This window comes from Cellulosimicrobium sp. 72-3 (assembly GCF_013127315.1).
Lineage (GTDB): Bacteria > Actinomycetota > Actinomycetes > Actinomycetales > Cellulomonadaceae > Cellulosimicrobium > Cellulosimicrobium funkei.
Genome location: NZ_CP053419.1, coordinates 3456909 through 3471725, shown reverse-complemented (window position 1 = coordinate 3471725; position 14817 = coordinate 3456909). Strand labels below are relative to the sequence as shown.

Below are 14817 nucleotides of genomic sequence, written 5' to 3'. Positions count from 1 at the left end.
CCCGGTTCAGGGGCCGTGCGTCGCGTCCGCCAGCCAGTCCTCGACCTCCAGGCCGGACACGCGGGAGAACTCGCGCACGTTGTTCGTCACCAGCACGAGCCCGAGCGACCGGGCGTGCCCGGCGAGGAGCGCGTCGTACGGGCCGACAGGGGTGCCGCGGGCCGCGAGGACGGCCCGGACCCTGCCGGCGTGCATCGCCGCCAGGCTGTCGAAGGGCAGCACGTCGACGAGCGACAGCAGCTCGTCGACCGCGTGACGGTTGCGGGCCGGGTCCTGCGAGCGCTCCACGCCGTACTCCAGCTCCATCTCGCTCACGGTCGAGACCGCGACGCGCCCCTCTGCCTCGCGCAGCCTGGGCCGCGCGGCCGCGCCGTGCCCGCGGAGGAGGGCGACGAGCACGTTCGTGTCCAGCAGGTAGAGGGTGCTCACAGGGCCTCGCGCTCGTCCGCGGTGCCCTGGTCGCGGTCGGCGAGGAAGCCGGGACCGACGCGCAGGCCGTGCTCGAACCACTCGTCCCACCCGGAGCCGGCCGGGGTGATGACCCGGGACCGGCCGACGGCTCGGACGTCCACCTCCCGGACGTCGTCGGGCAGCGCGACCGCCTTGGGCAGCCGGACCGCCTGCGTCCGGTTGCTGCGGAACACCGTCGTGCGCACCATGCCGACCTCCCGTCGTATATCCCGAGAGTATATCCTCCGGGCGTCCTCGAACCCGTCGGCCGGGCGAGCGGGTTACCGTGGGCCGGTGACTCTCGTCGAGCAGGACGGCCGTCCCCACGGCCCGTCGCGCGGCGACCGGTCGGTCGTCGACTGGTCCGCCGCCGCGCAGATCGCCGGGCGCCTCGCGCGCCCGGGGCCCCAGGCGTCGCGCGCCGAGCTGGCCGACCTCGTCGAGGGGCTGCGCACCGCGGCGGGCGAGGCCGTCCCGCACGTGCTCGACGTGACCCGCATGACGCCCGTCGCGGGGACCCCGGAGACGCTGGGCACGGTGCACGTCGTGGACCGGCCCCGCTGGGCGCGCGCCAACACCGAGATCATGGCGTCGCTCACCACGGGCGTCACCGAGGCGCTCGTGGGGGAGAGCGGGCGCGTGCCGCAGGCGACAGCCCTCGTCGGCGCCGCGCAGGTCGGGTCGGTCCTCGCGGTCCTCTCGAGCCGCGTCCTCGGCCAGTTCGACCCGTACAGCGGGCGGGCCGCCGCGGGGGCGGGCCCCGGCCGGCTCGTGCTCGTCGCGCCCAACGTGCTCCAGGTGGAGCGCGCGCTCGCCCTGCGGCCCGCCGACTTCCGCCTCTGGGTGTGCCTGCACGAGCAGACGCACGCCCTGCAGTTCGCGGCGGCGCCGTGGCTCGCGGACCACCTGCGCACGCGCGCGGGCGACCTCCTCACCGAGCTCTCCGCGTCGTCGCGACGCCTCGCCGAGGCCCGCCTGCGCGACAAGCTCGTCGCGGTGGGGCGCGCCGTCCTGCACGCGGTGCGCGGCGAGGGCACGACCCTCCTCGACGGCCTCCTCACGCCCGAGGAGCAGGACCGGCTCGCCGACGTCACGGCCGTCATGGCGCTCCTGGAAGGCCACGCAGACGTCGCGATGGACGCCGTCGGACCCCGCACCGTGCGCACGGTGCGCAGCATCCGGCGCAAGTTCGACGCGCGGCGCGACGGCGAGGGCAGCTCCGGCCTCGACGTGGTGCTGCGGCGCCTGCTCGGCATGGACGCCAAGATCGCCCAGTACCGCGACGGGGCGGCGTTCGTCCGCGCCGTCGAGAAGGACGTCGGGCGCGACGGCTTCAACGCCGTGTGGGCCTCCCCGGAGAACCTGCCCACGGCCCGTGAGATCGCCGACGCGCGCGCCTGGGTGCGCCGCGTGCACGGCTGAGCCGTGGGCGGTCCGGCGCCGGTCGTCGCCGCCGCGCGCCACGCCGTGCGCGGCGCGCTCGCGGACCTTCCCGCAGGGGCGACGGTGCTCGTCGCCTGCTCCGGCGGCGCCGACTCGACGGCGCTCGCGGCCGCCACGGCGTTCGTGGCGCCGCGCCTCGGGCTGCGGGCGGGCGCCGTCGTCGTGGACCACGGGCTCCAGGACGGCAGCGCCGCCGTCGCGGCGGCCGCCGCCGAGCGCTGCCGCGACCTGGGGCTCGACCCGGTGGAGGTGCGCCGCGTCGTCGTCCCGAAGGCGGGCGACGGCCCGGAGGCCCACGCCCGGACGGCCCGGTACGCCGCGCTCGACGACGCCGCGGCGGCCCACGGCGCCGGCGCGGTACTCCTGGGTCACACGCTCGACGACCAGGCCGAGACGGTGCTGCTGGGCCTCGCCCGCGGGGCGGGCGCGCGCTCGCTCGCGGGCATGGCGCCGCGGCGCGGGGCGTACCGGCGCCCGTTCCTCGCCCTGCGGCGCTCGCAGACGGAGGCGGTGTGCCGCACGCTCGGGCTCGACTGGTGGGACGACCCCACGAACACGGGCCCGCCGCTGCGCTCGCAGGTTCGCGGGCGGGTCGTGCCGGCGCTCGTCGACGTGCTCGGCCCGGGCGCGGTGCCCGCGCTCGCGCGCAGCGCCGACCTCCTGCGGGACGACGCCGACCTCCTCGACGCGCTCGCGGCCGACCTCCTCGCCGCGGCGCTCGTCCCACCCGGCGCGGACCCCGCCTCCGGCGCGGACCCCGGCCCCGGCGCGGCCCCCGGCCGCGGCGGGGGAGCGTCGCCCCGCGCGACGGTCGTGCTCGACGTCGGCCCGCTCGCCGCCGCGCACCCGGCGCTGCGGCGTCGGGCGCTGCGGTCCGCGGCGCTGCGCGCGGGGTGCCCGGGGAGCGACCTGTTCGCCGTCCACGTCGACGCGCTCGACGCGCTCGTCACCGCGTGGCGCGGCCAGGGCCCGGTGCACCTCCCGGGCGACCGCAGGGCGTCGCGCGCGTGTGGCAGGCTTTCCCTGGGCCCGGGGCCAACGCGCCGGGCCGGCACCTCCCCCCTCCCCCCAGCTCAGGAGTGACCCCCGTGGAAGCATCGGACGTCGCAGGCGACCTCGAGAACATCCTGCTCACCGAGGACCAGCTCGGTGCGCGGCTCGACGAGATCGCCGCGCAGATCGACCGTGACTACGCGGGCAAGGACCTCCTGCTCGTCGGCGTGCTCAAGGGCGCCGTCATGGTCATGGCGGACCTGGCGCGCCGCCTGCACAGCCACGTCGAGATGGACTGGATGGCCGTGTCGTCGTACGGCTCGGGCACCAAGTCGTCGGGCGTCGTGCGCATCCTCAAGGACCTCGACGCGGACCTCACCGGCCGCAACGTGCTCATCGTCGAGGACATCATCGACTCGGGCCTCACGCTCTCGTGGCTGCTGTCGAACCTCCGCTCGCGCGGGCCGGCGTCGGTCGAGATCGCGGCGATGCTCCGCAAGCCCGACGCGGCGAAGACCGAGGTCGACGTGCGCTACGTCGGCTTCGACATCCCCAACGAGTTCGTCGTGGGCTACGGCCTCGACTACGCGGAGAAGTACCGCAACCTGCCGTTCGTCGGGACGCTCGCGCCGCACGTCTACTCGAGCTGAGCCGGGCGGCGGCGAGCCACGAGCCCGCCCGGACCGCCCAGGGAGCTGCTCAGGAAGTACGGACCACGCCCTGGGCGAACAGAGGGAAGATCCCCAGCAGGCGCCAAGGTCCAGAGTGTAGTTTCGAGCCCGAACACTTGCGCGAGCGGAGGGATCCGGGGCGCACGCCCCGTCGCCGATGAACATCAAGAAGATTCTCAGTGGGCCGATCGTCTGGATCGTCCTGGGCCTCGTGATCCTGTGGATCGCGTTCGCGACGTTGTCGCGCCCTACGGTCCAGCGCATCGACACGTCCGCGGGCCTCGAGCTGCTCTCGGGCGACACGGTCGAGCAGGCGCTCATCGTGGACGGCGACCAGCGCGTGCGTCTCACGCTGTCCGAGGACTACGTGGCCGACGAGGGCACGGACACCGAGGAGAACAAGGGCAAGAACGTCGAGTTCTACTACGTCCAGCCGCAGGGCGAGGCGGTCGTCGACGCCGTTGTCGCCGCGGAGCCGAAGGACGGGTACAACTCCGAGGTCGCGCAACCCTCGTTCTGGTCCTCGCTGCTCGGGCTGCTCATCCCGTTCCTCATCATCGGCGTGCTGTTCTGGTTCCTGCTGTCGCGCATGCAGGGCGGCGGCTCGCGCGTCATGGGCTTCGGCAAGTCGCGCGCCAAGCTCGTCTCGAAGGACACCCCGCAGGTGACGTTCGCGGACGTCGCGGGCGCCGACGAGGCGGTCGAGGAGCTCCACGAGATCAAGGAGTTCCTCTCCGACTCGGAGAAGTTCCAGGCCGTCGGCGCCAAGATCCCCAAGGGCGTCCTGCTCTACGGCCCTCCCGGCACCGGCAAGACGCTGCTCGCGCGCGCCGTCGCCGGCGAGGCGGGCGTGCCGTTCTACTCGATCTCCGGCTCGGACTTCGTCGAGATGTTCGTCGGCGTCGGCGCGAGCCGCGTCCGCGACCTGTTCAACCAGGCCAAGGAGAACTCGCCCGCGATCATCTTCGTCGACGAGATCGACGCCGTCGGCCGCCACCGCGGCGCCGGCATGGGCGGTGGCCACGACGAGCGCGAGCAGACGCTCAACCAGCTCCTCGTGGAGATGGACGGCTTCGACGTCAAGACGAACGTCATCCTCATCGCCGCGACCAACCGCCCCGACATCCTCGACCCGGCGCTCCTGCGCCCGGGCCGCTTCGACCGCCAGATCGCGGTCGAGGCGCCCGACCTCAAGGGCCGCGAGGCGATTCTGCGGGTGCACGCGGCGGGCAAGCCGATCGTCCCCGAGATCGACCTGGCGGCCGTCGCGCGCCGCACGCCCGGGTTCACCGGTGCCGACCTCGCGAACGTGCTCAACGAGGCGGCGCTCCTCACCGCCCGCAGCGGGGCGCAGCTCATCGACGACCGGGCGCTCGACGAGGCGATCGACCGCGTGATCGCCGGCCCGCAGAAGCGCACGCGCGTCATGAACGTCAAGGAGCAGAAGATCACCGCGTACCACGAGGGCGGCCACGCCCTCGTCGCGGCGGCCATGCGCTACACGGACCCCGTCACGAAGGTGACGATCCTGCCGCGCGGCCGGGCGCTCGGGTACACGATGGTCATGCCGACCGAGGACAAGTACTCCACGACGCGCAACGAGCTGCTCGACCAGCTCGCGTACGCGATGGGCGGCCGCGTCGCCGAGGAGCTCGTGTTCCACGACCCGACGACGGGCGCCTCGAACGACATCGAGAAGGCGACCGCGATCGCGCGCAAGATGGTCACCGAGTACGGCATGAGCGAGCGCGTCGGCGCGATCAAGCTCGGCTCCGGCTCGGGCGAGCCGTTCCTCGGCCGCGACATGGGCCACCAGCGCGACTACTCGGAGTCGGTCGCGGGCACGGTGGACCACGAGGTCCGCAAGCTCGTCGAGGCCGCGCACGACGAGGCGTGGGAGGTGCTCACGCAGTACCGCGACGTGCTCGACGCCCTCGTGCTCGAGCTCCTCGAGAAGGAGACGCTGAACCAGGCCGAGCTCGCCCGCGTGTTCTCCCCCGTCGAGAAGCGCGCGCCGCGCGACGTCTGGCTCTCGAGCGAGCAGCGGGCCGTCTCCCAGCGCGGGCCCGTGCTCACCGACGCCGAGAAGGCGGCGCAGAACGGCGCGCCCGTGATCCCGCAGGACGAGGCCGCGGCCGCGAACGACGAGCTCCCCCCGGAGCGGATCGGCGAGGTGCCCGCGGACAGCCCGCTCGACCGCGCGCTCGGCCGCGACACGACCACGGACGCCACCGACGTGCGCGAGCCGGGGCAGGACTGATGGGCACCCCCACGGGCGCCTCGGCGGGCACGGGCGCGATCACGCCGGCCCGGTCGGCGGAGGGCCTGCGCGCCGCCGCGGACGTCCCGCCGTACGACCAGGACCGCGCGGAGGCGGCCGTCCGCGAGCTGCTGCTCGCCGTCGGCGAGGACCCGGACCGCGAAGGGCTGCGCGAGACGCCGGCCCGCGTGGCGCGCGCGTACCGCGAGATCTTCGCGGGCCTGCGCCAGGAGGCCGCGGACGTCCTGACGACGACCTTCGACCTCGGCCACGAGGAGATGGTGCTCGTCAAGGACATCGAGGTGTACTCGACGTGCGAGCACCACCTCGTGCCCTTCCACGGCGTCGCGCACGTGGGGTACATCCCCAACGTGGACGGCCGCATCACGGGCCTGTCGAAGCTCGCGCGCCTCGTCGAGGTGTACGCGCGCCGCCCGCAGGTGCAGGAGCGGCTCACGTCCCAGGTCGCGGACGCGCTCGTGGAGCACCTCAAGCCCCGCGGTGCGATCGTCGTCGTCGAGTGCGAGCACCTGTGCATGTCGATGCGCGGCGTGCGCAAGCCCGGCGCGCGCACCGTCACGTCGGCGGTGCGGGGCCAGATGCGCGACGGCGCGACGCGGGCCGAGGCGATGAGCCTCATCCTGGGGCGCTAGGCCCGTGGACCGGTTCGTGGTCGCGGGGCTCGAGGAGCTCGCGAACGTCGGACGCACGCTCGTCATGGGCGTCGTCAACGTCACGCCCGACTCGTTCTCCGACGGCGGCGAGTGGTTCGAGCCGGACGCCGCGATCGCCCACGGGCGCGAGCTGCTGGGCGAGGGTGCGGACATCCTCGACGTCGGCGGGGAGTCGACCCGCCCCGGGGCGGGCCGGGTGCCCGTCGAGGCGGAGCTCGCGCGCGTGCTCCCCGTGATCTCCGCGCTCGCGGCCGAGGGGGCTGTCGTCAGCGTCGACACGACGCGCGCGGTCGTCGCGGAGCGCGCGGTCGCGGCGGGCGCCCGGCTCGTCAACGACGTGTCCGGCGGTCTCGCCGACCCGGCGATGGCCGACGTCGTCGCGCGCACGGGCGTCGCCTACGTCTGCATGCACTGGCGCGGGCACGCGGACGTCATGGACGACCTCGAGGACTACGACGACGTCGTCACGGACGTGCGCGACGAGCTGGCCGCGCGCGTGGACGTGCTCCTCGCGGCGGGCGTACGGCGCGAGCAGGTCGTGCTCGACCCGGGTCTCGGCTTCTCGAAGGCCGGGTCGTCGAACTGGCCGCTGCTCGCGCGCCTGCGCGAGCTCGAGGCGCTGGGCCTGCCCGTCCTCGTGGGCGCGTCCCGCAAGCGGTTCCTCGGGCACCTCCTCGCGCGCTCCGACGGTCGGCCCGTCCCGCCGCTCCTGCGCGACGACGCGACCGCCGCGGTCACGACCCTCGCCGCGGCGTCGGGCGCGTGGTGCGTGCGGGTCCACGCGGTCCGGGCGTCCGCCGACGCCGTGCGGGTCGCCGCCGCCTGGGGCCGGGCCCGCGACGAGGTCGTGCGGCCCGCGGACGGCGGCGCGGCGCAGCCGGCGGACCGACCGAGGGTCGGGGGCGACTCGACGGCGCGGCCCACGACCTAGCAGGATGGGCGAGGGGCCCCGCGGCGCGGGCGGCCCGGCGCAGCACGACACACGCAACGAGACACGGTGACGACGACCCGCCCCGGCGGGCGACGACGCAGCACCGGACGGGAGCACGACGTGACCACAGCGTTCGCAGGAGCGGTCCTCGACGCGGACGGACGGCCGTTCGACCGGATCCGCCTCACGGGCCTGAGCGCGACGGGCCACCACGGCGTCTTCGAGCACGAGAAGGCGCAGGGCCAGCTCTTCCGGGCCGACGTCGTGCTCCACCTGGACACGCGCGCCGCCGCGAGCGGCGACGACCTGTCCCGGACCGTCAGCTACGCGGGCGTCGCCGAGGACGTCGTCGCGGTCCTCGCCGGATCGCCCGCCGACCTCGTCGAGACCGTCGCCGAGCGCATCGCCGCGACGATCCTCACGCACGACGACGTCGTCGCGGTCGACGTCGCGGTGCACAAGCCGCAGGCGCCGATCACGGTCCCGTTCGAGGACGTCGAGGTCGTCATCCGTCGCGACCGCGTGGTCGTCCCCGTCGTCGCGCCGCTGTCGCGCCGCGGGGAGCAGGGGGCGCGCGACGCGCAGCCCGTCGGGCCGATCCCCGTCGGGTCGGTCGCCCCCGCGCTCATCCACGGCGTCGGTGACGTCCCCGCGCCCGACGACCGGACCCCGCTCGCCCCCGCGCCCGAGGTCATGCCACCCAGCATCCTCCCGGGCTCGGCCGAGACCGGAGCGGTGGCCGCCGGGTCCCCCGAGGACGCGCTCGACGCGACCCGCGAGGCTCCCGCCGTCCGGGACGCCGCCGTCCCCGGCGACGCCCGCGGCGAGCAGCAGACCCCCGCGGAGGCACCGCACGGCGAGGCCCCGTACGGGGAGGCGCCGTACGCGGAGCCTGCGCACGACGACCGCGGCGAGCCCGCGCACGACGACGCGGCACCGCACCCGCAGCAGGCGGCGTCGTACGACGAGCTCGTCGCGGGGTCGGTCCCCGCGGCCGGCCCCGCCGAGCACGTGCTGCACCACGACGCGCCGCCGGTCGCGCCCGGCGCGCCGTCGGGCGAGCAGCAGACCGTCCCCGGCGACGCCGCGCCTGTCGAGCACGCCGCCCCCGAGGCCGAGCCCCTGCCGTACGGCGCCGCGGCCGAGCCCGTCCCGGCGCACGACGAGGCCCCCGGCGGGGCGCACGACGCCGCGGAGGGGGCCGCGCCCGTCGAGCACGACCGGATGGACGACGTGCCCGCCGGGTTCGTCGAGGTCGTGCTCGCGCTGGGCGCGAACCTCGGCGACGCCCAGCAGACGCTGCGCGACGCGATCACGGACCTCGACCGGATCTCCGGTCTCGAGATCACGGAGGTCTCGCCGCTGGCCCGGACGGAGGCCGTGGGTGGCCCCGACCAGCCGGACTACCTCAACACCGTCCTCCTCGCGCGCACGCGCCTGTCGGCGCGCGACCTGCTGCACGCGTGCCAGGCGGTCGAGCAGGCGCACGGCCGGGTGCGCGACGAGCGCTGGGGCCCCCGCACGCTCGACGTCGACCTCATCGTCTACGGCACGCTGACGGCCGTCGCCGACGACCTGGAGCTGCCGCACCCCCGCGCGCACGAGCGGGCGTTCGTGCTCGAGCCGTGGTCGCAGATCGACCCGGACGCGGTGCTCCCGGGCCTCGGGGGCGGCCCCGTCGCGGCCCTCGCGGCGACCGCGCCCGACCGCGGCGGCATCCGGTGGCTCGCGCTCGACTGGCTGACGGACCCTGCTCCCGACCCGACGGGCGCCGTGCCCGTCACCACGGGCAGCACGGACGCCGCGCCGCCGCCCGCGCCCGTCGACGTGCCCGACCCCTACCAGCAGGCGCACACCGGTCCCGTCGCCGCCCCGTACGACGGTCCCGCGACGCCCGGCGGCGGCGTGCCCGCCTCCGACGGCGCGCCGGCACCGCAGCACCCGGCACCGCAGCAGTCGGCACCGCAGCAGCCCGTGCCGCCGCACGAGCCGCACCCGGCGCCGCAGCAGCCGCTCGCGCAGGAGCCCCTCGCGCAGCAGCCCGCGGCTCCGCAGCAGCCCGTCCCGCAGCAGCCGCCGCACGTCCAGCAGGCGGAGCCGCCGCAGCCGCCCGCACCGGAGCCCGCGCCCCCGGCCGCCCCGCCGCAGCCCGCGGTCGTGCCGCAGCCGGCCGGTCTCCCGCAGACCGTGACGCCGAGCGAGGCGCTCCCGGCACGGCCGGTCTTCGCGCCCGTCTCCGAGGGCGTCGCGCCCGAGGGGGCGGCCCCGCCGATCGTCCCCGACGGCTCGTTCGACCCGCGCGAGGACGCGGGCGTCCCCGTCGCCCCGTTCCCCGGGCCGTCGAACCGGCCGCCGTCGCACCCCGTGCCGTCGTCGCCCGACGCCGGGCACGCCCCGGACGCCGGGCCCGCCCCGGCTCAGGACGCGGCGCGCTTCCCCGAGCACGGCGCACCCGCGCACCCGGTCTTCCCGCCGGTCCACGCGCCCGAGCCCGTGCCGACGGCGCCGCAGCAGCCGGTCGCGCAGCCCGCGCACCCGCAGCCGCCCGCGGACGCCGCGTCGTCCGGTGACGACATCATCCGGTCGGTGCCGTTCCCGCCGGTCTCGGGCGGCGGACCGGCGTCCGCCCCCGGCCCGCTCGCGGACGCGGGGCTCCCGGCGAACGACCCGTGGCCGCCGTTCGGGCCGGTGTCCGGCGACGGTCGCGACGACGAGCGCTGATGCGGCGCACCTCCGTCCGCACCCTGCTGCTCGTGGCGGTCGCGACCGCCGTCGGCGGGTGGTTCGTCGTGCGCCTGCTCCAGAGCCGCGGCACGCTCCTGCCGGCGGTGCCGTGGATCGTGGACGTCACCGTCCTCGCGCTCGCGGCAGCCGTCTTCTGGGCGGGCTGGACCGTGCGCGCGTACCAGCAGGGCAAGCGTCCGTCGCTCGACGCGATCCGGGCGGCGCGCACGTTCGTCCTCGCGAAGGCGGCCGCGCTGACGGGCGCACTCCTGACGGGCTGGTACGGCGCGCAGGTGCTCGCCGCCCTGCCCGACCTCTCGATCGACGCGTTCCGCGACCGGGCCCTCGCGGCCGGGGTGGCCGCCGCGTGCGCGGTGGTGCTGGCCGTCGTCGGGCTCGTTGCCGAGCGGTTCTGCCAGCTCCCGCCCGACGACCGCGGCGAGGGCCGGGAGGGCCGCGAGGGCTCGGTGACGCGCGAGGACCCGGAGACCCCGGGCGCGGGCACGCCCGCCTGAGGCCCGTGCCCCGCCCCGGCCTGTGCACGACCCGGTCCGCACCGGGACGGGATGGGAGAATCGACGCATGACCGACCCTGCACGGGACCAGGACCCCCGCGGCACCGGCCCCTTCGACCCGCCCGGCATCGAGTGGACCCGCGTGTCGCCGCGGCTCGTCACGGCGCGCCTGCTGTCCGTGGGCATCACGCTCGCGGTCCCGGCCGTCGCCGTGATCGTGCTCGCGATCCTCTTCCCGCACTGGTGGCAGTGGCTCGTGCTCGGCGTGCTCGCGCTCCTGGGCCTCTGGGCGGCCGTCCTCGTGCCGCGCCAGGTCCGCGCGATCGGCTACGCGGAGCGTGACGACGACCTCCTGATCCGCCACGGCATCATGTTCCGCACGCTCGTCGTCGTGCCCTACGGCCGCATGCAGTACGTCGACGTCCAGGCCGGGCCGCTCGCGCGCAAGCTCGGCATCGCCCAGGTCCAGCTCCACACGGCGTCCGCGTCGACCGACGCGACGATCGACGGTCTCGAGCCCGCCGAGGCGGAGCGCCTGCGCGACCGGCTCGCGTCGCGCGGCGAGGCGAGGCTGGCGGGCCTGTGAACGACGCACCGGCCACCGACGACCTCGTGTGGCACCGGGTGCACCCGGTCACCCCGCTCGTGCGGGGCTGGACGGTCATCGCGGTGCTCCTGGTCGTCGTCGGCCAGCAGACGCTCAACGGGCTGCCCGAGGGGGAGAACCTCCTCGAGGGCGACCGCTGGTGGATGATCCTCCTCGGCATCCTCGTGGTGGGGCTCGTGGGGCTCGGGTACTCGGCGGTCGCGTGGCGCATGACGAGCTACGCGGTCGACGACGAGTCGGTGCACCTGCGCACGGGCGTGCTGTTCCGGCAGCAGCGCAAGGCGCGCCTCGACCGGCTCCAGGCGGTCGACGTCGTGCAGCCGCTCCTGGCCCGGTTCTTCGGGCTCGCGGAGCTCAAGCTCGAGGTCGCCGGGGGAGCGGACTCGGGCGTGAAGCTCGGCTTCCTCAAGGAGGCGGAGGCGAACCGGCTGCGCAACGACCTCCTCGCGCGTGCCGCGGGCCTGCGCGTCGCGCGCGAGCGCCCGGCCGCCGCGACGGCGCCCGGCGTCCCGGGTGCGCCCGCGGTCCCGGGTGCTCCCGGCGCCGTCGGGGCGCCGGCCGGGGACGTCCAGGCGCCCGGGGCGGACGCGCCGACGTTCGTCGCCGAGGCGCCCGAGCAGCCGGTGACCGCCGTCGGGCCGGGTCGGCTCGTCGCCTCGCTCCTGAGGTCCGGCGCGACGGTCGGCCTCGTCCTCGGTGTGCTCGGCATCGCGGGCGTCGTCGTCGGCACGCGCGAGATCGGGATCCTGTTCAGCGCGCTGCCCGCCGTGCTCGGCTTCGGCGGGTTCCTGTTCTCCCGGTTCACGGGGGAGTTCGGCTTCCGGTCCGCCATCTCGCCCGACGGCATCCGCCTGCGCCACGGGCTGCTGGAGACCCGCTCGCAGACGATCCCGCCCGGTCGCGTCCAGGCCGTGCGGCTGCGGCAGGGCCCGTTCTGGCGCGGGCCCGACTGGTGGCGCGTCGACGTCAACGTCGCGGGCTACGGCGTCAGCACCGACGGGGCGGACAGCACGAGCGTGCTCCTGCCCGTCGGCACGCGGGACGAGGCGCTCGCGGCCCTGTGGCTCGTGCTGCCGGACCTCGGCACGCCCGACCCCCGCGGCCTGCTCGACGAGGGCCTGTCCGGCCTCGACGCCGGGCAGCACTTCGTCGCGTCCCCGCGCCGTGCGCGCCTGCTGGACCTCGTCGCGTGGCGGCGGAACGGCTTCAGCGTCACCGACCGCGCCCTCCTGCTGCGCGGCGGGCGCGTCTTCCGCACCCTCGTCGTCGTGCCGCACGAGCGCACGCAGTCGCTCGGGCTCGAGCAGGGGCCGCTGCAGCGCCGGCTCGACGTCGCGTCGTTCACCGTGCACTCGACGCCCGGGCCGGTCTCGCCCCAGGTGCGGCACCTCGACGCGGGCGACGCCGCCCGCCTCCTCGACACCCAGGCCGAGCGCGCCCGCGAGGCCCGCGCGCACGCGGGGCCGGAGCTCTGGATGCGCCGCGACGACGTCCCGCTCGAGGAGAACGCGTGAGCGCCGCGGACGGCGGTCGCCGCCCCGGGCGGCTCGGGGTCGGCGTCGTCGGGGCCGGTCGCGTCGGGGCCGTCCTCGGCAGCGCCCTGCGCGCCGTCGGCCACGCGGTCGTGGGCGCGAGCGGTGTGTCCGACGCGTCGCGCGACCGCATCGAGACGCTCCTCGCGGGGGTGCCCGTCCTCGAGGTCCCGCAGGTCGTGGAGCGCGCCGAGCTCGTGCTCCTCGCCGTGCCCGACGACGCGCTCCCGGCCCTGGTCCGCGGCCTCGCCGAGACGGGGGCGTGGCAGCCCGGCCAGATCGTCGTGCACACGTCGGGCCGTTACGGCACGGCCGTCCTCGACCCGGCGCGCGCCGCCGGTGCCATCCCGCTCGCGCTGCACCCCGCCATGACGTTCACCGGCACGTCGCTCGACCTCGCGCGGCTCGAGGGCACGACGTTCGCCGTCACCGCGCCCGGCCCGGTCCTGCCGATCGGGCAGGCGCTCGTCGTCGAGCTCGGCGGGGAGCCCGTCGTCGTCGCGGAGGAGTCGCGCGGGCTCTACCACGCGGCCCTCGCGCACGGCGCGAACCACCTCGTCGTGCTCGTCGCGCAGGCCGCGCAGGCGCTCGAGGCCGCGGGCGTCGACCAGCCCGGGCGCGCGCTCGCGCCGCTCCTCGCTGCCGCCCTCGACGGCGCGACGCGGGGCGCCGACGCGGGCGCCGAGTCGGGGACGGGCGCGGGCGCCGGGGCGCTCCTCGGGCTCACCGGGCCCGTGGCGCGGGGCGACGTCGGCACCGTCCGCGAGCACCTCGCCGCCCTGGACGCGCTCGCTGCGACGAGCGACGCGGCGGACGTGCCGCCGTCGTACCGGGCGCTGAGCCGCGCCGCGACGCACCGTGCGCTCGCGGGCGGCCGGCTCGGCGAGCGTGCGGCCCGCGATCTTCTCGACGCGCTCGACGCGCCCGCGCCCGACCCGCAGGACCGGCATGACCAGCAGGACCGGCACGACCAGCAGGACCGGCCCGACCCGCAGGACCCGCACGACGAAGGACGAGCATGACGAGCACCCCCCGCCCGGACGCCGGGCCCCCCGCAGCCGGGACCCCGGCCGTCGTGACGACGCGCGCCGCGCTGCGCACCGCGCTCGACGCGTGGCGCGCCGAGCACCCGCACGGTCGCCGCGTCGTCGTCATGACCATGGGTGCGCTGCACGCCGGGCACCTCGAGCTCGTGCGCCGGGCGCGCGCGGAGGCGGGCCCCGACGGCCAGGTCGTCGTGACGGACTTCGTCAACCCGCTGCAGTTCGGCCCCGGCGAGGACTACGAGCGCTACCCGCGCGACGTCGCGGCCGACGTGGCGCTGCTCGCCGCGGCGGGCCCGGACGCGGTGGTCGACGTCGTGTTCGCGCCGCCCGTCGACGAGCTCTACCCCGACCTGGGCTCGGCCGACGGCCCGATCGTGCGGGTGACGTCGGGGCGCATCGGGACGGTGCTGGAGGGCGCGTCGCGGCCGGGGCACTTCGACGGCGTGCTCACGGTCGTGCTCAAGCTGCTCCACCTGGTGCGACCGGACGTCGCCGTGTTCGGGGCGAAGGACGCGCAGCAGCTCCTCGCGGTGCGCCGCATGGTCGCCGACCTCGACCTCGACGTGGAGGTCCTGGCGGTCGAGACCGTGCGCGAGGCGGACGGTCTCGCGCGGTCGTCGCGCAACGCGTACCTGACCCCGGCCGAGCACGAGCACGCGCTCGCGCTGAGCCGCGCGCTGCGCGCCGGGCGGGACGCCGCGGCCGCGGGGGAGGGCGCGCCGTCCGTGCTCGCCGCCGCGCGGGGAATCCTGGAGGCCACCGACGGCGTTGACGTCGATTACGTGGTGCTCGTCGATCCCGCTACCGTGGAGGACCTGGCGCCCGGCGCCGTCGGCCCCGGGCTCCTCCTGGTGGCGGCACGCGTGGGCACCACGCGTCTCATCGACAACACGGCCGTCGAGATCGTGCCGCCCGCGACCCGGGCGGCGGACCCCGCGGGCCGTGCCCCCGCACCTGGAGGAACCGCGTGA

General features: G+C 76.5%; 14 protein-coding genes. 12 read left to right on the top strand and 2 right to left on the bottom strand.

Features of this window, described 5'->3' with window-relative positions; translation table 11 throughout:
* Positions 1-6: 6 nt before the first annotated feature.
* On the bottom strand, positions 7-429 hold the full coding sequence (locus HKK73_RS15510) for a type II toxin-antitoxin system VapC family toxin (RefSeq protein WP_171468335.1): 423 nt from the start codon (positions 427-429) through the stop codon (positions 7-9).
* Positions 426-659 (bottom strand): type II toxin-antitoxin system VapB family antitoxin, encoded by a 234-nt coding sequence (gene vapB, locus HKK73_RS15505; RefSeq protein ID WP_021482085.1) that lies wholly within the window; start codon positions 657-659, stop codon positions 426-428. The genes HKK73_RS15510 and vapB overlap by 4 nt, the downstream gene beginning before the upstream one ends.
* A gap of 85 nt (positions 660-744) precedes the next feature.
* On the opposite strand from vapB, the gene HKK73_RS15500 reads away from it, so the two are divergent.
* From HKK73_RS15500 to panC, 12 genes are all read left to right on the top strand, one after another.
* The gene (locus HKK73_RS15500; protein ID WP_253705673.1) at positions 745-1872 is read left to right on the top strand and encodes a zinc-dependent metalloprotease; all 1128 of its coding nucleotides are present in this window, start codon (positions 745-747) and stop codon (positions 1870-1872) included.
* Positions 1873-1875: 3 nt separating this feature from the next.
* Positions 1876-2976, top strand: coding sequence for a tRNA lysidine(34) synthetase TilS (tilS, locus tag HKK73_RS15495; protein ID WP_171468334.1), 1101 nt, complete (start codon positions 1876-1878; stop codon positions 2974-2976).
* Positions 2977-2981: 5 nt separating this feature from the next.
* The gene (gene hpt, locus HKK73_RS15490) at positions 2982-3536 is read left to right on the top strand and encodes a hypoxanthine phosphoribosyltransferase (protein WP_021479810.1); all 555 of its coding nucleotides are present in this window, start codon (positions 2982-2984) and stop codon (positions 3534-3536) included.
* Positions 3537-3714: 178 nt separating this feature from the next.
* Entirely contained in the window at positions 3715-5817 is a 2103-nt protein-coding gene (ftsH, locus tag HKK73_RS15485) for an ATP-dependent zinc metalloprotease FtsH (protein WP_086150985.1), read from the top strand.
* Positions 5817-6470: a GTP cyclohydrolase I FolE gene (folE, locus tag HKK73_RS15480; RefSeq protein WP_171468333.1), complete on the top strand. Its 654-nt coding sequence runs from the start codon at positions 5817-5819 to the stop codon at positions 6468-6470. The genes ftsH and folE overlap by 1 nt, the downstream gene beginning before the upstream one ends.
* A gap of 64 nt (positions 6471-6534) precedes the next feature.
* A complete protein-coding gene (folP, locus tag HKK73_RS15475) occupies positions 6535-7422 on the top strand; it encodes a dihydropteroate synthase (RefSeq protein WP_085388657.1) in 888 nt (295 codons plus the stop codon).
* A gap of 120 nt (positions 7423-7542) precedes the next feature.
* On the top strand, positions 7543-10143 hold the full coding sequence (folK, locus tag HKK73_RS18965; RefSeq protein ID WP_253705672.1) for a 2-amino-4-hydroxy-6-hydroxymethyldihydropteridine diphosphokinase: 2601 nt from the start codon (positions 7543-7545) through the stop codon (positions 10141-10143).
* Complete coding sequence (locus HKK73_RS15460; protein ID WP_021483259.1) at positions 10143-10661, top strand: DUF3180 domain-containing protein; 519 nt, start codon at positions 10143-10145, stop codon at positions 10659-10661. The genes folK and HKK73_RS15460 overlap by 1 nt, the downstream gene beginning before the upstream one ends.
* A gap of 67 nt (positions 10662-10728) precedes the next feature.
* Positions 10729-11247, top strand: a complete 519-nt coding sequence (locus tag HKK73_RS15455) for a PH domain-containing protein (RefSeq protein WP_021483258.1) — start codon at positions 10729-10731, stop codon at positions 11245-11247.
* Entirely contained in the window at positions 11244-12782 is a 1539-nt protein-coding gene (locus HKK73_RS15450) for a PH domain-containing protein (protein ID WP_171468332.1), read from the top strand. The genes HKK73_RS15455 and HKK73_RS15450 overlap by 4 nt, the downstream gene beginning before the upstream one ends.
* Positions 12779-13822 (top strand): Rossmann-like and DUF2520 domain-containing protein, encoded by a 1044-nt coding sequence (locus HKK73_RS15445; protein ID WP_171468331.1) that lies wholly within the window; start codon positions 12779-12781, stop codon positions 13820-13822. Before HKK73_RS15450 ends, HKK73_RS15445 begins: the two co-directional genes overlap by 4 nt.
* Positions 13819-14817, top strand: a complete 999-nt coding sequence (gene panC, locus HKK73_RS15440) for a pantoate--beta-alanine ligase (protein WP_144680786.1) — start codon at positions 13819-13821, stop codon at positions 14815-14817. The genes HKK73_RS15445 and panC overlap by 4 nt, the downstream gene beginning before the upstream one ends.